Raw genomic sequence first — 19223 nt, forward strand, 5'->3', positions numbered from 1 at the left:
AGGGTAAATGTATCATGGTATTGTGTCATTATAAAGGTCAGAAAGATTGATTCCCTGAGCGCTTTCTGACCTTTTTAAAATCCATCAGTGATATTCCCATGGAAACGATTATTTTTGGATGGGTCTAAAGTGATTTCTTGTACTTAAATAATGAGAGGCGAAATACATAGCTGTATAAATCGGGAATGAATAGATGTATTTCCATCCTGTATACACCACAAATTCACTCCACACAAATATCGGCTCTGCTACAAAGGAAATCAAGAAACCATATAGTATTCCTTTTATAAAGAAATGGGCATGTGGTTTGACTTGAATAAAAACAATCGTTAATACAGGAATCAAGGTAATATCCCACGGTTTATAAGAAGGGGAGAAGGGGAGGACTTCATAATTGTAATGCCATAAGCCCAATTGAACTCCTATGCTGTCCAGCCAAATCGCGATGAACATGACGAAAAAGGCGATGTATAATAATCGGTGGGTACTTTCCTTTGGACGGTATTTGGCCCATAAGAGCCAAGGAATGATCGTCAGGAGGACCCCGACCCACCATTGCCAGCTGAACACAATTTCCTCTTGCCATAATTCGAACTTCTCTATGTAGGTTTGATGCATAGCTTCATAAATTTGTTGGACCTTTTGCTCCGTGCTCATCTTTCCCTCCACCTCCGCCTATACAACATCTCACTAACGAAAGTCCAAAACACCAGTAAAACTGGAAATCACGTTATCCTGTAGTATGAGAGAAAAAGGGTAATTTATGCATTCAGGATGGAAGAGGGACGGACCTCGAAATGGTTATGGAGGGTGTACAAATGAGAAAAATCTGTTAAAAGAGGTCCGTCCCTCTGGAGGAGGATATGTTAAAATTTAGTGAAAAGTAATTGTGTAGGAAGAAGGTACATGCTGGCATTATGATTCAATATTGATTATACGTAAAGAGGGATGAGAAATGGCAACCATTAAAGAACTTCAAACCCGGAATGAGATGATTCAAGCCTATCCGGTGATGAACGAGTTACGTACCGATTTGTCGGAAAAGACATATATGGCATTGGTTGAGGATATGAGGAAAGAGGGATATCGCTTGTTCGCTTTATATGAGGACGATGAGATCGTGTCTCTCGCCGGTATTGGGGAACGGGTCAATTTTTACAACAAACATCATATGTACATCTATGATTTGATCACGTCGTCCAACCATCGCTCCAAGGGATATGGAAAGCAGTTGTTGGAGTACGTCCATCGATTGGCTGAAGAGATCGGGGTGGAATATGTAGCCCTGGAGTCCGGACTTGAAAGACGTGATGCCCATAAATTCTATGAAGATAAGCTGGGATATGAGAAATGGTGTTATTCGTTTCGAAAGAAGTTGTCCTGAATATATAAAGGTCCGTCCCTCAAAACGAGGGACGGACCTCTAAACCATCTTAATTCCGTATCAGGTAGTCGAATGCGCCAAGTGCGGCGTTTGCGCCTGATCCCATGGAGATGATGATTTGGTTGTATGGGCTGTCTGTACAGTCTCCTGCTGCATATACGCCAGGGACGTTGGTGGCACCGTGTTTGTCCACGATGATTTCACCGAATTTCGTGCGTTCTACAAGGTCGCCGAGCCAGTCTGTGTTTGGCACAAGACCGATTTGGACGAATACACCTTGTAGTTCGACGTGCTTCTCTTCAAGAGTTTCACGGTCTTTATAAGTGATTCCATTCACTTTATCTGTACCGGTAATCTCCTGAGTTTGTGCGTTCGTGATCACTGTCACGTTCGGCAGGCTGTAAAGACGTTTCTGCAGTACGTCGTCGGCTTTTAGTTCTGAGTTGAATTCAAGAACCGTAACGTGCTTGACGATTCCTGCAAGGTCGATGGCTGCTTCGATACCGGAGTTTCCTCCGCCGATGACAGCGACATCTTTCCCTTCGAACAGTGGTCCATCACAGTGTGGGCAGTACGCCACTCCCTTGTTCTTGAACTCCTCTTCACCAGGAACGCCGATGTTGCGCCAGCGTGCACCTGTCGAGATGATCAGACTCTTACTCTTCAGGACCGCACCGTTTTCAAGCTCAAGCTCCACAAGGTCTTTTTTCTCAAGACGGCTTGCGCGCTGAAGGTTCATGACATCGATGCCGTAGTCTTTCACATGCTCTTCAAGGCTTGCGACAAGCTTGGGACCTTCCGTGTGCTTCACACTGATGAAGTTCTCGATGCTCATCGTATCAAGGACTTGACCGCCGAAGCGTTCCGCAACGATTCCAGTACGGATTCCTTTACGTGCAGCATAGATCGCGGCACTTGCTCCTGCAGGTCCTCCACCGACGACAAGGACGTCATAAGGATCTTTATCCGATAGCTCATCCGCACTTGGACCTTCTACGATTTTAGATAGAATTTCTTCCAAAGTCGTACGTCCGCCGTTGAAGAATTCCGCATTCAGGTAGACAGCAGGAACGGCCATGACGTTCTTGCGTTCCACTTCTTCCTTGAAGGCAGCTCCGTCAATCATCGTGTGCGTGATATTCGGGTTCAGGACACTCATGATGTTCAGCGCCTGCACCACGTCCGGGCAGTTGTGACAGCTAAGACTTACATACGTCTCGAAGTGGTGTTCGCCTTTGACACTCTTGATCTGGTCAATGACGCTCTGATCCACTTTCGGCGCTCTGCCGCTCACTTGAAGAAGGGCAAGGACCAAGGATGTAAATTCATGCCCAAGAGGAATCCCGGCAAAAATGATACCGGTCTCCTCACCAGGACGATTCACGCTGAAGCTTGGTGTTCTTGTCAACTCTGCTTTTTCAACACTGATGCGGGATGACATGGAAGCTAGCTCTTCAACAAGAGCCAGCATTTCCTTTGAAGTGTCATCTTCCCCTGCACTGACTTTCAGGACGATGTCGCCTTCCATCATCTGCAGGTACTGTTCTAATTGTGCTTTAATATCTGCTTCGAGCATGCGTAGCACTCCTTATAATTTACCAACTAAGTCAAGGCTTGGCTTAAGTGTTTCAGAACCTTCCTGCCATTTCGCCGGGCAAACTTCGCCTGGGTTGTTACGCACATATTGTGCCGCCTTGATTTTGCTTACTAAGATATCTGCGTCACGGCCGATTCCGCCAGCGTTGATTTCAACTGCCTGGATGATACCATCCGGATCGATGATGAAAGTTCCGCGGTCAGCAAGACCATCTTCTTCATTCAATACATCGAAACCGCGAGTGATGCGTTGTGACGGGTCACCGATCATCGCGTATTTGATTTTACCGATTTTTTCAGAGCTGTCGTGCCAGCCTTTATGTGTGAAATGAGTGTCCGTAGAAACTGAGTACACTTCTACGCCAAGCTCTTTAAGAGTTTCATAGTTATTTTGAAGGTCTTCAAGTTCTGTCGGGCATACAAATGTGAAGTCTGCAGGGTAGAAGCAGAAAATGCTCCATTGGCCTTTCAGGCTTTCGTCTGTCACAGTGATGAACTCACCGTCTTTGAATGCTTCTGCTTTAAATGGTACGACTTGTGAACCGATTAATGACATAGTGTAAATTCCTCCTAGTGGTTTGTGTGATTGAGAATCATTAATAGATTATAATAATTCTAATTCGATATTTATTATTATATATATACGTTCTAATGTCAAGGGAAAAGATTCAGGTTCTGATAGAATGATAGAAAGGAAAAATATAGAGGAAGAAACGATACTTAACCTGTTTGCGATGTTCACGATTCTTCCCGTCCATATCTACGCGGTGTCGACATTTATAATAGGGGACGGAGAAAGTGTGAGGTTTATATATCATCGTTTTATTCCAACATAAAGCAAAGGAGGTTCAATTCATGTATTCTACACAAACTTTGCCTCAATGGTTTTGGCTACTCTATTACTCACTCATTCTATTAACGATTGCATCTGTTTTCTTCTCAATTCAAAACCAACGGGACATATGGAGGGCAATGATCACCATCTTTGTCACTCTTTCCATTCCGGTTGTCGGCTTTGTTAATGGAATTTATCGAGAGCAGAATCAAAATGAATGGGAGCAATGGCTGAGTCACCTTGGCAAAGGGGAGTTGTGGGCATTATATCTTCTGTTCGGTTATATATATGTGGTCGTTTGGTGGGGGGCATTGATCCGGAAGAGGAAGGAAGCTGAAAGAGTCAGCAGACAAGGATAAGTTATATTCTGGAGCGATTCCTTATCCACCCTGTTGCCTGGGCTTTCCCAAACATAAACCAACAATAAAGTAAAACCTTTTCCGGGCTCTCACGTATGTAAGAAAACCAAAATGGAGTCATATGAAAGGGAGGATGGTCAAATGGATTATTTTCAAAGGCTCAAAGAAATCCAGCTCCTTCAATGGGAATTATTTATTGATTATTGGTTTTTACATATTGGGGTTTTGATAGTGGGGGTAGGTCTCCTCCTATTTTGGATCTTGAAAAAGTAAGAGAGTGTGGGCTGTCCAGGCTATTTGCTTTTATCGGAGAATAACTTGAAAAAGCTGAAGATCAGAAAGAGGAGCTTCAGCTTATTTTCATTTGAGCGTTTACCTGTTTTTAGGTGCCCCTGGAGGATAATAGTACGGTGGTACCTTTATCCACCCTCTTTTGCGCATAGCCGTTTTCAGTTCAAAACCGAACACCATTTTTTCTGCCTGGAATCGTGACCACATGAGTCCAATATCATTGCGAATGCTTTGGCTTGTGTTTGTGGCACACATCACAATATTTGTGGCAACCTTAATGGAGATGAAGTTAGCAATTTCCTCATCTGTCATTTTGGCCCCTAAGGGAATACTGTTGGGATCGGATTTTGGCCTTGGTTCTGACGTTTGAGATAGGGGGATGCCTTCATCTACCATAAATTGTTGTAGGGCGTTCAATTGGTGTTCCCCAAGCTTCTTTGATTTGTTAATAAGTTGAATTAATTCGTTGTCTGTCGTTGTATTTAATGCAGCCTCGAGGACCGGTATTTCTTCTGCCAGGGCAGTGAAATACAGCCAACATCCCATTGCTTCACCGATATGTGGAGGCGTCTTGGGTTCTGTATCAAAAGTGGTTCGCAGGTAATCGAAAGCGGTTTCAAAGATATTCTGCATGTAGGGTCATCCTTTTTTTAGTACCATTGTTGCCAATTTCCATCCTTTTAATCTGTTGTTCTTCACTTAAGGAAATGGGAGGGACCTGTTGGTTAATTCTTTTCTTCTGGGATAGTACGAAAGATTCCTGGCGATGGAGTTGTAAGTAAATGACTCGGTGGGGCCAAAGCAAAAAGCTTAGAGACCGGCTCTAAGCTTTTATCTATTCCCCTTAACCACCTACCTATTCTCTGTATCCGGAGATTCCATACATCAGGATCCTCAGGATGACGTCATGTTTTTTCACGTCCTTCGGATCACTGAAAAGGATGCTTTGTTCGGAGGAAACATCCTTTCGATACAACTCGATGATTTTCATGATGATATCATTGGGGACCTCATTGGAGATTGTTCCTTCTGATTTTGCATCATTGATGAACGCGGTAATCAATTCATACGTCCTGGTGATGAATTCCTGTTCGATCAGTTCCTTCATTTGAGGATCATTCATGATGAAGGAAATGAAATCGGGATGGAATTGACTTAATAACTCATTTTTGGTGAATATAAGTCCGGCTATCTTCTCTTCTGTAGAATCATCCGACTGGGTGATTTCTTCTGCCACATGTAACTGATTGGATAAGACCAATCGAACCACTTCAAGCATCAACCCTTCTTTATTCCCGAAGTAGTTGTAAATGGTCACCACCGAGACCTTTGCCTGTCCAGCAATTTCCCGAATAGAAACCTTGCTTGGGGAGAATGATTTAAATAAGACGAGAGCTGATTGGATAATCAGTTCTCTTTTTTTATCTGTACGTGCTTTAAATCCGTCCATTGCTTCACCTCAGAAAAAATTATAACAAAACGTTGATTTTGTTTCAAAATATTATTATAATCATTTTTGTACCAAATGAAACAAAAATATAAAAATGTTTCAAAATTAGGAGTGGATGACATGATTGCAATAGAAGCCAAAGGATTGACCTATTCATATGATGGGAAGTCAAACGCGGTGGACCAGTTAACGTTTCAAGTGGAGAAAGGGGAAGTGTTCGGCTTTTTGGGTCCGAGTGGAGCCGGGAAGTCAACGACGATCAGACTGTTGACCAAACTGATTGCCCCGCCACCGGGAAAGGTTTTTATACTCGGGCAGGATATGTCAAAAGCGAATCATTCGTTTTATAAAAAAATCGGGATTGCCTTTGAAAATGATGTCTTATACCCTACCCTTACCGGCTATGAGAACCTTATTTTTCACTCAAAGTTGTTTGGGACGGGAGAGGCAGAGGTGAATGACATCCTGAAAAAGATGGATCTTTACAAATCGAAGGATAAGAAGGCAGGGGAGTATTCCAAAGGGATGAAAACCAGGCTTGTTCTCGCCAGGGCCCTTGTCACCAATCCGGAAGTGCTTTTCATGGATGAGCCGACGTCGGGAATGGACCCGGAAATCGCGGCCTATGTCAGGGAAGTCATACGCAAAATGAACCAAAAGGGTACGACCATGTTCCTTACCACACATGACATGAATGAAGCGGAAAAGCTTTGTGATCGCATCGCTTTTTTCAATAACGGAAAGATTGTAGAGCTTGATACGCCTGAAAGCTATAAGAAGCGATTCGGTGAAAAAACCGTCACAATCGAACAGAGCGGGAAGAAGCATACCTTTACGCAAGATGGTGATCTGACATCCCTTCTTGCCATGATTGGAAGCAAAGAATTCGAGAGTATCCATTCCCAGGAAGCAAGCCTGGAAGAGATTTTCATCAAGGTAGTGGGCCGGGGACTGAAGGGGGGAGCATAATGCTGAAAATGGAGTACCTGAAGCTGATCCGAAACAATGTGGTTGCACTGATCTTTGGTTATATCCTTATCATGTCGATCGGGATCAATATTCTGTCATATGGATTTCAGGATGTTGACTGGGTAGCCCGATGGCTGCCGATTTTAACGATCTTTTATATTGTGATTCTCATCGACCTCTTATTTTGGATGGCGGCCATGCAGATTTCAGAGGACATGGAGACAAACATGATACAGGTCATGAGAACAAGCCGGAATATTGTCCAGTACTTTATGAGTAAACATATTCTGTTGCTTATCATCATTCTGGTCGCGGCCTTTCTCGCTGTGATTCCTGCAGCTCTCCAGATCGGATTTGTCCTGCAGTTTTTATATGTGACCTTCATTCTTTCGCTCTTTATGATCGCGAGTGGTGTTCTCCTTGCGATGATCGTGAAGAAACAAAGTGTTGTGATGCTTGCCGGGAGTGTAGTCACCGGATTTATCTTTGCCGTCATGGTCCGGCTCGTCTTCCCATTATGGAACATCCAGCCTGTACCATTTAACCCGTTTGAACCCTTCATTCAGGCATACTACAACCTCTATCTGGCAGATGGACCGGGAATGGAATCGTATGTTGGCCTGACGGTTCTTGCAGTAGTATTCTATGCGGTCAGTCTTTTTATTTTTAAAAAGGTTACGTTTGACAGGGGGTTTCGATTATGAAGAGGGGATTATCCATGTTTATCCAAAAAGATTTTACCCTGGCCAGACGGAATATTCTGATCTGGCTCATCATTCTCTTTCCCATCTTCACAGCATTCGGAGCTTCAGGGATCACCGATACGTATTCGGATACTCCGAAAATGGTGGTAATGAACGGGGAGCAGCTCGAGCATGATCTGCCTGCTGAAGTGAAGGTCCTGGTCGCAGATTCCAAAGATGAAATGAAAAAGATGGTGTATGATCTCGATGCCAAGATTGGTATTTCAGATGGGGAATTGGTGACCGATGGCCGGGAGCCGAAAGAGGCGATGAAAAAAGCAGAACAGATGCTAAAAGGAGAGCCTATCAATACCGCCACACTGAGCAAGGATTTATTTGAAAAGGTGTATGCGTTCAATTTATACGGGGCCTTCCTCTTTTTTGGAATCATCATTCTTTTCAGCTTAGTGGAAGAGAGGAAAAACAAGACGACGGAGCTTCAACATGTGCAGCCGGTCCACCCGGTCATTCCGATCCTTTCCAAGGTGGTAATCGCCTCTTTGATCACTGTGATGGACTTTGCCATTTGCAGTTTCATATTAAATGTCCCGTTTCAATTGGGTCCAGTATTGTTGATCATCGTGATTGGAATCCTCCTTGGAACCGTGCTTGGTATGGCCATGGCGTTTTATGCCTCAACCGAAACCCAGGCACTGGCGATCTTAAAGCCGGTGACACTCGTCTTCTTAATGGCCATTCCCGGATTGGGCTTTTTCCTGGGAGGCATCATGCATAGCGTGGCCATGGCGGATCCGTTCTATTGGCTTTTAAGATTGATTCACGGTCTCTATACAAATCAGTTGAACCCGATGTACGTGTACCTGAGCTTTATTGTTTCCCTTACTGCCCTAACTTTAATTGCCCTGAATTGGCACCGCACGCCTTATGGGGTGAAGAAGCACCATAATGCCTAGAGTATAATAAGGCAGGTACTGAGCGACCCGGTGCTCTTGGTACCTGCCTTTTGGGGTTTACCTGATCACGGAATCGGCAACCCTTAGGACATATGTCCTTTCACAAAAATCGGTCCTCCTATTTAATAGAACAAAGAATAGGAGGATGAACGATGAAAGGTGCTTTATTTGCGCTGCTTGGTGGACTTTGCATCACCATGCAGGGGATATTCAATGCAAGGATGAGTGACGCGATCGGCGGGTGGCATACGACTTCGATGGTTCACCTTGTGGCCTTTGTGATTGCGATGACGATCTATATGAAAGTAAGAGATGGCAAAGGAAAGAGCTTCAGGCAGGTGCCGTTCCTGTACTTGATCGGAGGATCGTTCGGTGTGACCGTGGTTTTCTCGGAACTGACGGCGATCCACATGATCGGCCCGGCATCGGCGATTGCGATCCTTCTCGTGGCACAGATCGGGACAGCATTTCTCATCGAGTCACGTGGATGGTTCGGGGAGAAGAAGATCCCGGTTACGCCGAGGCAGGCAATTGGCCTCTCGATGATGCTTGCAGGGGTCGTCCTTTTCCAATTGTAGAAGAAGGAGTTTTACGATGAGAGAAATACAAGGGGGTTCCCCCCATCATTATATAAATCAATTCGAGCTGGAGGAGTTATTCCCGGCGGATTTCAGAAAGCATATCAAGGTGTATCACTTTGAAAAAGGGGACAATCTTTTTTCCACAGGGGAAGAACTCGACGAATTGTACTTCCTCATGGAGGGGAAAATCAAGATCTTCACCCATACACCGGAAGGAAAACTGTTGATCAACCGGTTCAAGCGTCCCCTTGCCCTGATCGGGGATGTGGAGTATGCGAAAGGTACGGCGGTGCTCAATTCAGTGGAAGCCGTGACGGACGGAGTGTTCTTATCCGTGCCTTTCACCGATCTTTCAAGGCTTGAGAAAGAGAATCCCGCCATTATGCGATTTTTATTTGATACAGTGGCCCACAAGTTCTACACGGAATCACATATCACGAGCATGCACATGCTGTATCCCGTCGAAGTGCGCCTGGCGAGCTATTTACTATCCATATCAGAAGCAGGAGAAGGGACCATGTTCCATCAGGAAATGCATACGTCCAATCTCATGGAGCTCGCTGAATGGATCGGAACCAGCTACCGCCACCTGAACCGGGTACTGAAGAAGATGGCAACGGATGATCTCATTGAACGGGTCAACGGTTCCATCACCATCAAAGATCTTGATAAACTCAGCATCCTTGCGAAAGGAAACATCTATGAATAAGGAGGGTCTCATATGATCGGAATTGCACTCGCCATCATGGCAGGAATCTTAATCAGTTTGCAAAATGTATTCAACGCACGGGTCAGTGAAAAAACAGGCCCATGGGCAACGACGAGTTTGGTACTCGGCCTTGGTCTCGTCTGTTCACTGCCGGTCTTCTATACAATGGAAGACAAAAGTCTGCTCGACTTCAGCGGGGTCGATCCCGTCTTTCTGTTCAGCGGCGTATTCGGTGTCGGCATCGTATTCTTCCTGATGAGGGGAGTCACGCTGATCGGCCCGGCGTATGCGATCTCGATCGCACTTATTTCTCAAATCACCATTGCATTTGTCGTCAATACAGGTGGATGGTTCGGTTTTGAACCTTCTGCCCTTTCCTGGGAGAAGATTCTTGGGATCGGATTGTTGATTGGCGGAGTGTTGGTTTATAAGTTGGAGAAGCGGACGGAAGTAGGAGAAGATGTTGTAGGTGAGAAAATTGGAGCATGATTTTTATAGTAGGCAACGGGGACGGTTTTACTGCTTATGTAGCATAAAACCGTCTTTTTGTTGCGCTCTAATAAGCGATGACATGGAGGTTCTGTTGAACATAAACCTGAACCCGATAGATACGCCTTTTCAAAAACCGGTCCAAATCCTGAAGAGGGTAAAGCTGCCTTCCGTGTAGATATGTATGCCCACCTAAAGAAAATTCGACAACTAGGATCAATTGTAGATAGAGGATTAATAAATAAATATTTGGATTAATAAATCCCAATCAGGATTAATAATCTGAAATGAGGATTGAAAATAATCCAATCCGGATCGATTACTCCGAGAAGGGATTGCTCACCAGGATTTCCACCCATATCCGGCCCCTCAGACCATGTCCAGAATCCTACTTCAGCTTAAAAATAGACAATCTAACGTCATTTTTCGTCCAAAAGCAGTCCGAATATATGATGTGTTCATCAATGGCACACAAAGCCCAGACTTGCTGCTTCAAAAACCGATTGTATAAACCCAAACAGGGATTTCGAAAGTAAGAGGAAAAGATTATTGAACAGAAAACACGCCTCTTCCCAACATGGAAGAGGCGTGTTTCGTTTATTTCAAATCAAACCGATCTGCATCCATCACTTTCCCCCAAGCGGCAACAAAGTCACGGACAAATTTCTCTTTATTGTCATCCTGCGCATACACTTCTGCTAGAGCACGAAGGACAGAGTTCGAACCGAACACCAGGTCAAAGCGTGATGCCGTACGAACCACCTCACCCGTCTTGCGGTCACGGCCCTCATACTGATTGAAGCCTGCCGGTTTCCACTCGATGTTCATATCGAGCAAATTCACGAAGAAGTCGTTGTTCAGCGTACCGACGCGATCTGTGAATACGCCGTGTTTCGAATCACCGTGGTTGGCGCCGAGAGCACGCATACCACCAAGAAGGACGGTCATTTCCGGTGCAGTCAGTCCTAACAATTGTGCTTTATCCACAAGCATTTCTTCCGGGCTGACAGCGTATTCCTGCTTCTGGTAGTTGCGGAATCCGTCTGAAACCGGCTCCAGTACACCGAAGTTTTCAGCATCAGTTTGATCGGCTGTTGCATCGCCGCGACCAGGTGAAAATGGAACCGTTACTTCGAAACCGGCGTCACGGGCGGCTTTTTCAACCCCTGTGTTTCCGCCTAACACGATCAAATCAGCCAAGCTGACTTTCTTATCAAGCTTGCTCTGAAGGCCCTCATAGACACCCAGGACTTTCTCAAGCTGCTGTGGTTCGTTCACTTCCCAGTCCTTCTGCGGTGCGAGACGGATGCGTGCACCGTTCGCACCACCGCGCATATCAGAACCGCGGTACGTGCTTGCGGATGCCCAAGCTGTTTTCACGAGCTCGCTCACGGTTAGACCTGTTTCCAGAATCTTTTCTTTCAACGAAGCTACTTCAGAATCGGATAAATCATAATCCACCGCAGGAACCGGATCTTGCCAGATCAATTCTTCATCAGGAACCTCTGGACCCCAGTATCTTGCTTTCGGCCCCATGTCGCGGTGAAGAAGCTTGAACCAGGCACGGGAGAAGGCATCGGCAAACTCTTCCGGATTCTCGTGGAAACGACGGGAAATCTTTTCATAATCAGGATCCATACGCAGCGCCATATCAGCGGTCGTCATCATCGTCTTCACTTTGATCGACGGATCTTCGGCATCAGGTGCCATATGTTCTTCCGTCATGCCGACCGGTGCCCATTGGGAAGCGCCTGCCGCACTCTTCGTTTTCTCCCACTCATACCCGAATAGAAGGTCGAAGTAGCCGTTATCCCATTTCGTCGGATTCGTCGTCCAGGCACCATCGACACCGCTTGAAATCGTGTCACGGCCTTTACCGCTACCGTATGAACTGATCCAGCCGAACCCTTGATTTTCAATGTCCGCAGCTTCCGGATCGTCACCGACAAGAGAAGCGTCGCCGGCTCCATGAGCTTTTCCGAATGTGTGACCGCCTGCAATAAGGGCCACGGTTTCATAATCGTTCATCCCCATGCGTCCGAATGTATCACGGATATCACGGGCACTTCCAAGTGGATCCGGCTCACCATTCGGGCCTTCCGGATTAACATAGATGAGACCCATCTGGACGGCAGCGAGTGGATTTTCAAGCTCACGGTCCCCTGAGTAGCGGTTGTCCGCAAGCCATTCTTTCTCATTTCCCCAATATACATCTTCCTCAGGATGCCAAATGTCCTCACGTCCTGCACCAAATCCGAATGTCTTCAATCCCATGGATTCAAGAGCAACGTTACCTGTTAACACAAGCAGGTCAGCCCAGGAAATCTTATTCCCATACTTTTGTTTAATCGGCCACAACAGGCGGCGGGCTTTATCAAGATTGACGTTATCCGGCCAGCTGTTCAGGGGGGCAAAGCGTTGTGAACCTGATGAGCCGCCTCCGCGTCCGTCCGTTTCACGGTATGTACCTGCTGCGTGCCAAGACATCCGGATGAAGAATGGACCGTAGTGACCGTAGTCAGCAGGCCACCAGTCCTGGCTGTCTGTCATCAGATTGTGAAGATCCTGCTTCAGGGCATCGTAATCAAGCTTCGAGAATTCTTCTTTATAATTGAAGTTTTCCCCCATTGGGTTTGATTTCGTGTCATGCTGGCGAAGGATGTTCAGGTTCAACATGTTCGGCCACCAGTCTTTATTCGTCGTACCTCCTGGAGCCGTGGTCGTCGTGATGGCACTATCCTTGTGGTGAGTGACAGGGCACTGACCTGCAGCTGCTGAGTGATCCTTTTGATCTGGGCGATTTTGGTTTTCCATTTACAATTCTCCTTTCAGATATGGGACACTTGGTCGAATAAACCATTACCATTTGCTAGAGGTGAAGAGTTAGATTATTATGATAATTCTTACTTGTATTATAGTGGACGATGAGTCTGATTCAAAGTGAGAAGTGTTCAATCGACGGATTTTTATGGAAAATGTATCAAGTAGGAGGCTTCTTATAGAATAAGAGTAAGTCGAGGGGGAATAACATGAATGAAACAGATTTCGAATATGTCTTCTTAGGTGAAGGGACGGCTGGTCGGAACCTGTCCATTGATTCTACTTCCATGATAAAATATGTTGATAAAATGACTGACGGTTAGGGTGTATGTATATGAAAGTGTTGTTGGTAGAAGATGATCGGACGATTGCGGCAGGGTTGGAGTATTCGCTGCGTCAGGAGGAATATGAGACGATTCTTTGTTATGATGCGGAGTCTGCCAAAGCGATGATTCATGGTCGGTTAGAAGAAATCGATTTATGTTTGTTTGATTTGTCGCTTCCTGATGGGAGCGGCTATGATTTGTGTGAGATGGTGAAGAAGCGGGACGATAAGCCGGTGATCTTTTTGACAGCGCTGGATGACGAAGTGAACGTCGTAATGGGGCTGGATATGGGAGCGGACGATTATATTACGAAACCGTTCCGGGTCCGTGAGCTGCTATCCCGTATCCGGTCGGTGCTCCGTCGATATCATAAGCAACCGGCACAGGCAAATGTGTGGATGGATATTGAGGATATCCGGATTAACACGTTAGAGGGCAAAGTGTATAAAAATGGTGACGAGGTAGTATTGACCGCTTTGGAATACCGGCTTCTCCTTATCTTTGCCAATCACGTCGGACAGGTTCTGACGAGGGCCCAGCTCCTCGATCGGATATGGGACGTGGCCGGTGATTTTGTCAACGATAACACGTTGACTGTTTATATCAAGAGGCTGCGCGAGAAGTTAGAGGACCATCCGCAGCGGCCAACGATCATCAAGACCGTTCGCGGTATGGGATATAAGGCGGGGGATTAATATGTGGCGGAATCGGGAAGTTCAATGGTTTTTCATCAGCCTATTATCCATCAGTCTTGCGGCATTCGTATTGGCAGGTTTTCTGTTTTCGATTCGGGTTGCATGGTTTGTGCTGGTCACATCCGGCTTGCTCGCAGGATGCAACTTTTTCTTTACAAGGTGGCGATACGGTGAAATTGAAAAGCTGTCGGGTTATTTGAGAAAAATCAGCAGCGGGGATGACAGCCTCGATGTCCGGGATAACCAAGAAGGGGAGCTCAGCATATTAAAGAATGACATCTATAAGGTGACCTTGATGCTGTCTGAGCATCGTTCATTTTTAGAGAAGGACAAACTCACCTTGACCAATGCCCTTTCTGACATCTCGCATCAGTTGAAGACACCTTTGACTTCGATGATGGTGATGGCCGATCTCTTAAGTGATAGCACATTGGAGGAATCCAAACGTGCCGAATTCACTCATCATATCCGGGTGCAGTTGGAGAGGATCGAATGGCTTGTCTCTTCCCTTTTGACATTATCCAAGATCGATGCAGGGACCATCGCCTTTAAGAAAGACACGGTGGCCGTCCGGGACCTGATTCAGAGGGCGGTGCAGCCTGTCTTGATTCCAATGGAAATTAAAGAGCAGACATTGAACGTGAACGGGGACGAATCGGTCACGTTCATCGGTGATCTTCGCTGGACGGCCGAGGCCCTCATCAATATCCTGAAAAATGCTGTGGAGCACACGGGAGAAGGAGGGGTGATCTCCATTTCGTTTTCGGAGAATCCACTCTACACTGAAATCACCATTTCCGATAATGGAGACGGGATTCCAAAAGAAGATCTCCCATACATATTCAGGCGTTTTTACAAGGGCAAGAATGCAAGTGACGACAGTGTCGGAATCGGTCTGGCGATGGCTTACAGCATCATCACCAGTCAGCAGGGGGATCTTGAGGTCCGAAGTGAAAAAGGAAATGGGACCGTGTTTTCGATTAAATTTTATAAATAGGAAGGTGTTTATTCTTGCTCCCCGTACCCACTAAAGTGAATAAATTGTCACTTTCATAGTCACTTTAAAGTCATATTGGACAGATATACTGGGGTCTACATCAACATTATGGAGGTACCAAATGAATATTTTACAAATTGAAAATCTGTCTAAGATATATGGCAAGGGGGAGACGGCGGTCAAGGCACTGGATGATGTCTCATTCTCTGTGAAAAAGGGGGAATTCGTTGCGATCATCGGTCCTTCTGGATCGGGGAAATCCACCTTGCTTCACCTGCTTGGAGGCGTCGACCGTCCGACAAGTGGGAAAGTGCTGATCGATCAAACCGATATTTATCAATTGGATGAAACCCAGCTGGCTGTTTTCAGAAGAAGGCAGATCGGGTTGATTTATCAGTTCTACAATTTGATCCCGATCTTGACGGTGGAAGAGAACATCACCCTCCCCATGTTATTGGATCAGCATAAAGTGGATCAAAAGCAGTTGACGGATCTAGTAACGACATTGGGCCTTCATGAAAGGCTGAACCACCTGCCGAACCAATTATCCGGTGGACAGCAACAGCGTGTATCCATCGGAAGAGCGCTGATCAGTAATCCTGCCATCATTCTCGCGGACGAGCCGACAGGAAATCTCGACAGCAAAAACTCTACGGAAATCATCGAACTGTTAAAGATGTTCAACAAAACCTATAACCAGACATTGATCATCATCACCCACGATGAACGGATTGCGCTGCAGGCCGATCGTGTGATCGAAATCGCAGATGGAAAGGTCGCAAAGGATGAGGTGATCCGTCCATGAATATCATCAACAAACTGACATTACGGCATCTGAAAGAAAACAAAAGAAGGACCCTTGTGACCATCACCGGGGTCATCATCTCGGTGTCGATGATCATGGCCGTTGCGACACTCGGCGTCTCATTCCTGGACATTATGAAAAGACAATCTATTGCCGACAATGGCGAGTGGCATGTTAAATATCAAAACGTCAGCCCCGAGCAAATCAAAGCAATAGCGAATGACGAGGATACGGGAAGATTGCTCCTATCCAATGACTTGGGGTATGCAAAGCTCGATGGGGCCAAAATGGAAGATAAGCCCTACTTATTTATAAAAGAATATAATGAAGAAGGCTTGAAGCAATTTCCGGTCGAGTTGAGTAAAGGCCGCCTGCCATCCGATGAACAGGAAGTGGTCATCTCCGAGGAAATCGCGAATGATGCCGGGGTTCAGTACAAGATCGGGGACCAGATCAAACTGGCTATCGGGAGCCGGATGATGGAGGGGCAAAGCGAGCCATTGGGACAGAATGACCCGCTCCAAAGGGATGGAGAAGGCATGAAGGAAAAGCTCGAAGTGAACTCCATGGAGACCTTTACGGTTACGGGCATCATCGAGAGCCCATCATGGGAACCGGCATGGTCTCCGGGCTATACGGTGCTCGGCTATATCGATAAGAGTTCCTTGAATAAGTCAGATATGGTGGATGCGGTTGTGGTGTTGGACAAAGTGAAGTCCTCCGTATTTGAGCATGCCGAGAAACTGGCAAAAGAGAATGGAATCGAGAAGGTAGCTTTCAATGATGAATTACTACGCTACTACGGTGTGACGGACAATGACAGTCTCCGCTTCACTTTGTTCTCCTTACTTGCGATTATCATGGCCGTCATCATCATCGGCTCGGTATCTCTTATTTATAATGCATTTGCCATCAGCGTATCTGAACGATCCAGACACTTAGGGATGCTTTCGAGCGTGGGGGCGACGAAGAAACAGAAGAGAAATTCCGTCTTTTTCGAAGGGATGGTCATCGGAGTCATCAGCATCCCCCTTGGTTTATTGGCAGGTGCCTTGGGGATCGGAGTTACCTTTTGGTTTATCAATACCTACATTGACGGGGCATTGGGCATTTCGGAGAGACTTCAGGTTGTCGTCACACCGTCAACGGTCCTGGTTTCCTGTCTGATTTCAAGCGTGACAATTTTTATTTCCACTTATCTGCCTGCACGAAAAGCCTCGAAGATTTCAGCGATCGATGCGATCAGGCAGACGCAGGATATCAAATTGACCGGTAAGGCGGTCAAAACGTCCAAGCTCGTCCGGAAGCTGTTCGGGCTGGAAGCGGAAATCGGATTAAAGAATCTGAAACGGAATAAACGACGTTACCATGCGACGATCTTTTCCCTGGTGATCAGTATCGTTCTCTTCTTATCGGTGTCATTCTTTACAGATAACCTGAAGAAATCGGCAGTCATGTCCCAGGAGGGCACGAATTTCGATATTTCCGTATCGGCCAACACGGGGGATACAGAGCCATTGGAAGACTTGGTTCAACTGGAGGATATCACAGCATACAGCGTCCAAAAAAGTCTGAACCCGACGGTCCTTATTGATAAAGACAAATTTCCACAGGAACTGAAAGACATGATCAAACGGGATAACATTCCCCTTGATGATGGACGTTATCAATACTATGTGAACTTACATGGATTGGATGAACAGAGCTTTAAAGACTATGCCAAAAAAGCAGGCGTAGAACCCGGGATGTTCGACGATCCCAAGAAGCCGACAGCCATCGTCATTGATCAGATTTCCTATCAGGATCCGACGACGGCCAAGTTCATCGAGGCCAAATCGATCGTAACCGAACCGGGAGACGTCCTCGATTTGATCTTCACGAACTATGATACAGAGAAATCGAAACCTTTGGGATCGTTTACGATCGGCGCCATGACAGACCAAGTGCCGATGGGGGTCCGTACCGCAATGATGGGCGGATTGGATGTCATCGTACCAATGGAAACGATGGATGCCTTGATGGATGACGAGATGAAAAAGCAAGTCCGCAGCCAGTTATATATAAACTGTACCGACCCGATGGAAACCCAGAAAGCCCTTGAAGAAGTGGTGCCATCGAACCTGTATATATACAATGTCTATCAAGACAGGCAGCAAGAAGAGCAGCTCATCCTGTTCCTCTCAGTCTTCACATATGGGTTCATCGCACTGATTTCAATGATATCCATCGCGAACATCTTCAATACGATTTCAACGAGCATTTCCTTGAGAAAAAGGGAATTCGCCATGCTGAAATCCGTTGGGATGACGCCAAAAGGATTTAATAAAATGATCAACTATGAAAGCATCTTTTACGGAGTTAAGGCATTGCTGTACGGGCTGCCGATCAGTATCGGTGTCATGTATCTGATCCACAGATCTGTCGGAGAGACCTTCGATTACGGGTTCGTGCTGCCGTGGATCGATATCCTATCTGTCATCGCGGCGATTTTCATCATCGTCAGCTCGGCCATGCTTTATTCAATCGGAAAGGTCAAGAAGCAGAATATCATTGAAGGTTTGAAGCAAGAGAATATATAGACGAAAGGAGATGGGCTTTTATAGGCTCATCTTTTTTTATGGTAGAAAGAAGGAAGCCCGGTAATATTTCTTGAAACTCAAATAAAAGAAGGAATTAAGAAAAAGTTGTCAAATCTATTTCAGAAGCACGATATCTGAGGAGGTCATTCCATTTGAGTATCCCTTTCGAAGTAAAAAGAAACTTTCAGGTTTCAAAAGAAGTAGCATATAGAAGTCTATTAGATCTTGATTCTGCCAAAGACTGGATGCAAGGGTTGGTGAAAATCGAGCGGATGGATGAAGGGCCGCTCCGTGAAGGCAGTCAGTGGAGGGAAACGAGGAGGATGTTCGGCAAAGAGGCTTCGGAACACTTTGAGGTAGTGGAGCTTAAAGAGCCTGATAAGATTGTGCTGCGATGCGACGGTACGAAGGGGACGACAGGTAAAGGAGAATTTGTATTTACCTATCTGCTTGCTTCATCAGGTGATCAAACTGAAGTGACCTTACTTGGAGAAATCAGAGGACTGACCGGCCTGTCAAAATTGTTCGGTAAGCTAATGGCAGGCGTCTTTAAGAAGGCTTGCGCAAAGGATTTGGATTCATTGAGAGAGTATTTGGAGAAAAATAAAGTGGCAAGCTCCTGACAGTGTCAATCGGAAATGGTATAATCTTTTAGAAGGAAAGTTAGCGTTAAAAGCAGTC

The 19223-nt window shown here is 45.9% G+C and carries 20 protein-coding genes; 14 read left to right on the forward strand and 6 right to left on the reverse strand.

Annotated features, from left to right (window positions below):
* Positions 1-108: 108 nt before the first annotated feature.
* Positions 109-657, reverse strand: coding sequence for a CBO0543 family protein (locus tag AAEM60_RS03645; RefSeq protein WP_299741836.1), 549 nt, complete (start codon positions 655-657; stop codon positions 109-111).
* Between the two features lie 298 nt (positions 658-955).
* Between AAEM60_RS03645 and AAEM60_RS03650 the strand changes: the two genes are divergently transcribed.
* The gene (locus AAEM60_RS03650) at positions 956-1384 is read left to right on the forward strand and encodes a GNAT family N-acetyltransferase (RefSeq protein ID WP_341357420.1); all 429 of its coding nucleotides are present in this window, start codon (positions 956-958) and stop codon (positions 1382-1384) included.
* A gap of 49 nt (positions 1385-1433) precedes the next feature.
* Here the strand turns inward: AAEM60_RS03650 and ahpF are convergent, their stop codons facing one another.
* Together ahpF and ahpC are read right to left on the reverse strand one after the other, a co-directional pair.
* Positions 1434-2960 (reverse strand): alkyl hydroperoxide reductase subunit F, encoded by a 1527-nt coding sequence (gene ahpF, locus AAEM60_RS03655; RefSeq protein WP_341357421.1) that lies wholly within the window; start codon positions 2958-2960, stop codon positions 1434-1436.
* A 12-nt stretch (positions 2961-2972) separates the two neighbouring features.
* On the reverse strand, positions 2973-3536 hold the full coding sequence (gene ahpC, locus AAEM60_RS03660) for an alkyl hydroperoxide reductase subunit C (RefSeq protein ID WP_113971351.1): 564 nt from the start codon (positions 3534-3536) through the stop codon (positions 2973-2975).
* Positions 3537-3835: 299 nt separating this feature from the next.
* Between ahpC and AAEM60_RS03665 the strand changes: the two genes are divergently transcribed.
* A complete protein-coding gene (locus AAEM60_RS03665; RefSeq protein WP_299741844.1) occupies positions 3836-4174 on the forward strand; it encodes a hypothetical protein in 339 nt (112 codons plus the stop codon).
* 141 nt (positions 4175-4315) lie between these two features.
* The gene (locus AAEM60_RS03670; RefSeq protein ID WP_299741846.1) at positions 4316-4447 is read left to right on the forward strand and encodes a hypothetical protein; all 132 of its coding nucleotides are present in this window, start codon (positions 4316-4318) and stop codon (positions 4445-4447) included.
* A 99-nt stretch (positions 4448-4546) separates the two neighbouring features.
* Here the strand turns inward: AAEM60_RS03670 and AAEM60_RS03675 are convergent, their stop codons facing one another.
* Both AAEM60_RS03675 and AAEM60_RS03680 read right to left on the reverse strand, forming a co-directional pair.
* On the reverse strand, positions 4547-5098 hold the full coding sequence (locus AAEM60_RS03675; RefSeq protein ID WP_299741848.1) for a DUF3231 family protein: 552 nt from the start codon (positions 5096-5098) through the stop codon (positions 4547-4549).
* Between the two features lie 223 nt (positions 5099-5321).
* A complete protein-coding gene (locus tag AAEM60_RS03680) occupies positions 5322-5915 on the reverse strand; it encodes a TetR/AcrR family transcriptional regulator (RefSeq protein ID WP_299741850.1) in 594 nt (197 codons plus the stop codon).
* 120 nt (positions 5916-6035) lie between these two features.
* Here AAEM60_RS03680 and AAEM60_RS03685 point away from each other — a divergent pair, with 120 nt between their 5' ends.
* From AAEM60_RS03685 to AAEM60_RS03710, 6 genes are all read left to right on the forward strand, one after another.
* On the forward strand, positions 6036-6884 hold the full coding sequence (locus AAEM60_RS03685) for an ABC transporter ATP-binding protein (protein WP_341357422.1): 849 nt from the start codon (positions 6036-6038) through the stop codon (positions 6882-6884).
* Complete coding sequence (locus tag AAEM60_RS03690; protein ID WP_341357423.1) at positions 6884-7588, forward strand: hypothetical protein; 705 nt, start codon at positions 6884-6886, stop codon at positions 7586-7588. Before AAEM60_RS03685 ends, AAEM60_RS03690 begins: the two co-directional genes overlap by 1 nt.
* Entirely contained in the window at positions 7585-8541 is a 957-nt protein-coding gene (locus tag AAEM60_RS03695) for an ABC transporter permease (protein ID WP_341357424.1), read from the forward strand. The genes AAEM60_RS03690 and AAEM60_RS03695 overlap by 4 nt, the downstream gene beginning before the upstream one ends.
* A gap of 152 nt (positions 8542-8693) precedes the next feature.
* Positions 8694-9119 (forward strand): DMT family transporter, encoded by a 426-nt coding sequence (locus AAEM60_RS03700; protein ID WP_341357425.1) that lies wholly within the window; start codon positions 8694-8696, stop codon positions 9117-9119.
* Positions 9120-9135: 16 nt separating this feature from the next.
* Entirely contained in the window at positions 9136-9831 is a 696-nt protein-coding gene (locus tag AAEM60_RS03705; protein WP_299741859.1) for a Crp/Fnr family transcriptional regulator, read from the forward strand.
* Positions 9832-9843: 12 nt separating this feature from the next.
* Positions 9844-10320 carry a DMT family transporter gene (locus AAEM60_RS03710; protein ID WP_299741861.1) on the forward strand — a complete coding sequence of 159 codons (477 nt, stop codon included), beginning with the start codon at positions 9844-9846 and terminating at the stop codon, positions 10318-10320.
* 597 nt (positions 10321-10917) lie between these two features.
* Here AAEM60_RS03710 and katG read toward each other — a convergent pair.
* Positions 10918-13134: a catalase/peroxidase HPI gene (gene katG, locus AAEM60_RS03715; RefSeq protein ID WP_341357426.1), complete on the reverse strand. Its 2217-nt coding sequence runs from the start codon at positions 13132-13134 to the stop codon at positions 10918-10920.
* 340 nt (positions 13135-13474) lie between these two features.
* On the opposite strand from katG, the gene AAEM60_RS03720 reads away from it, so the two are divergent.
* The 5 genes from AAEM60_RS03720 (at position 13475) to AAEM60_RS03740 (ending at position 19165) form a co-directional block, all read left to right on the forward strand.
* The gene (locus AAEM60_RS03720; RefSeq protein ID WP_299741864.1) at positions 13475-14161 is read left to right on the forward strand and encodes a response regulator transcription factor; all 687 of its coding nucleotides are present in this window, start codon (positions 13475-13477) and stop codon (positions 14159-14161) included.
* A 1-nt stretch (position 14162) separates the two neighbouring features.
* Complete coding sequence (locus AAEM60_RS03725) at positions 14163-15158, forward strand: HAMP domain-containing sensor histidine kinase (protein WP_299741866.1); 996 nt, start codon at positions 14163-14165, stop codon at positions 15156-15158.
* A gap of 121 nt (positions 15159-15279) precedes the next feature.
* The gene (locus AAEM60_RS03730) at positions 15280-15963 is read left to right on the forward strand and encodes an ABC transporter ATP-binding protein (protein ID WP_299741867.1); all 684 of its coding nucleotides are present in this window, start codon (positions 15280-15282) and stop codon (positions 15961-15963) included.
* Positions 15960-18542, forward strand: coding sequence for an FtsX-like permease family protein (locus AAEM60_RS03735; RefSeq protein ID WP_341357427.1), 2583 nt, complete (start codon positions 15960-15962; stop codon positions 18540-18542). Before AAEM60_RS03730 ends, AAEM60_RS03735 begins: the two co-directional genes overlap by 4 nt.
* Before the next feature lie 152 nt (positions 18543-18694).
* Positions 18695-19165: an SRPBCC family protein gene (locus AAEM60_RS03740; RefSeq protein WP_299741871.1), complete on the forward strand. Its 471-nt coding sequence runs from the start codon at positions 18695-18697 to the stop codon at positions 19163-19165.
* The last annotated feature ends 58 nt before the right edge of the window (positions 19166-19223 follow it).

Origin of the sequence: Rossellomorea sp. y25 (assembly GCF_038049935.1) — a bacterium.
In the GTDB taxonomy this organism is placed as follows: Bacteria; Bacillota; Bacilli; order Bacillales; family Bacillaceae_B; genus Rossellomorea.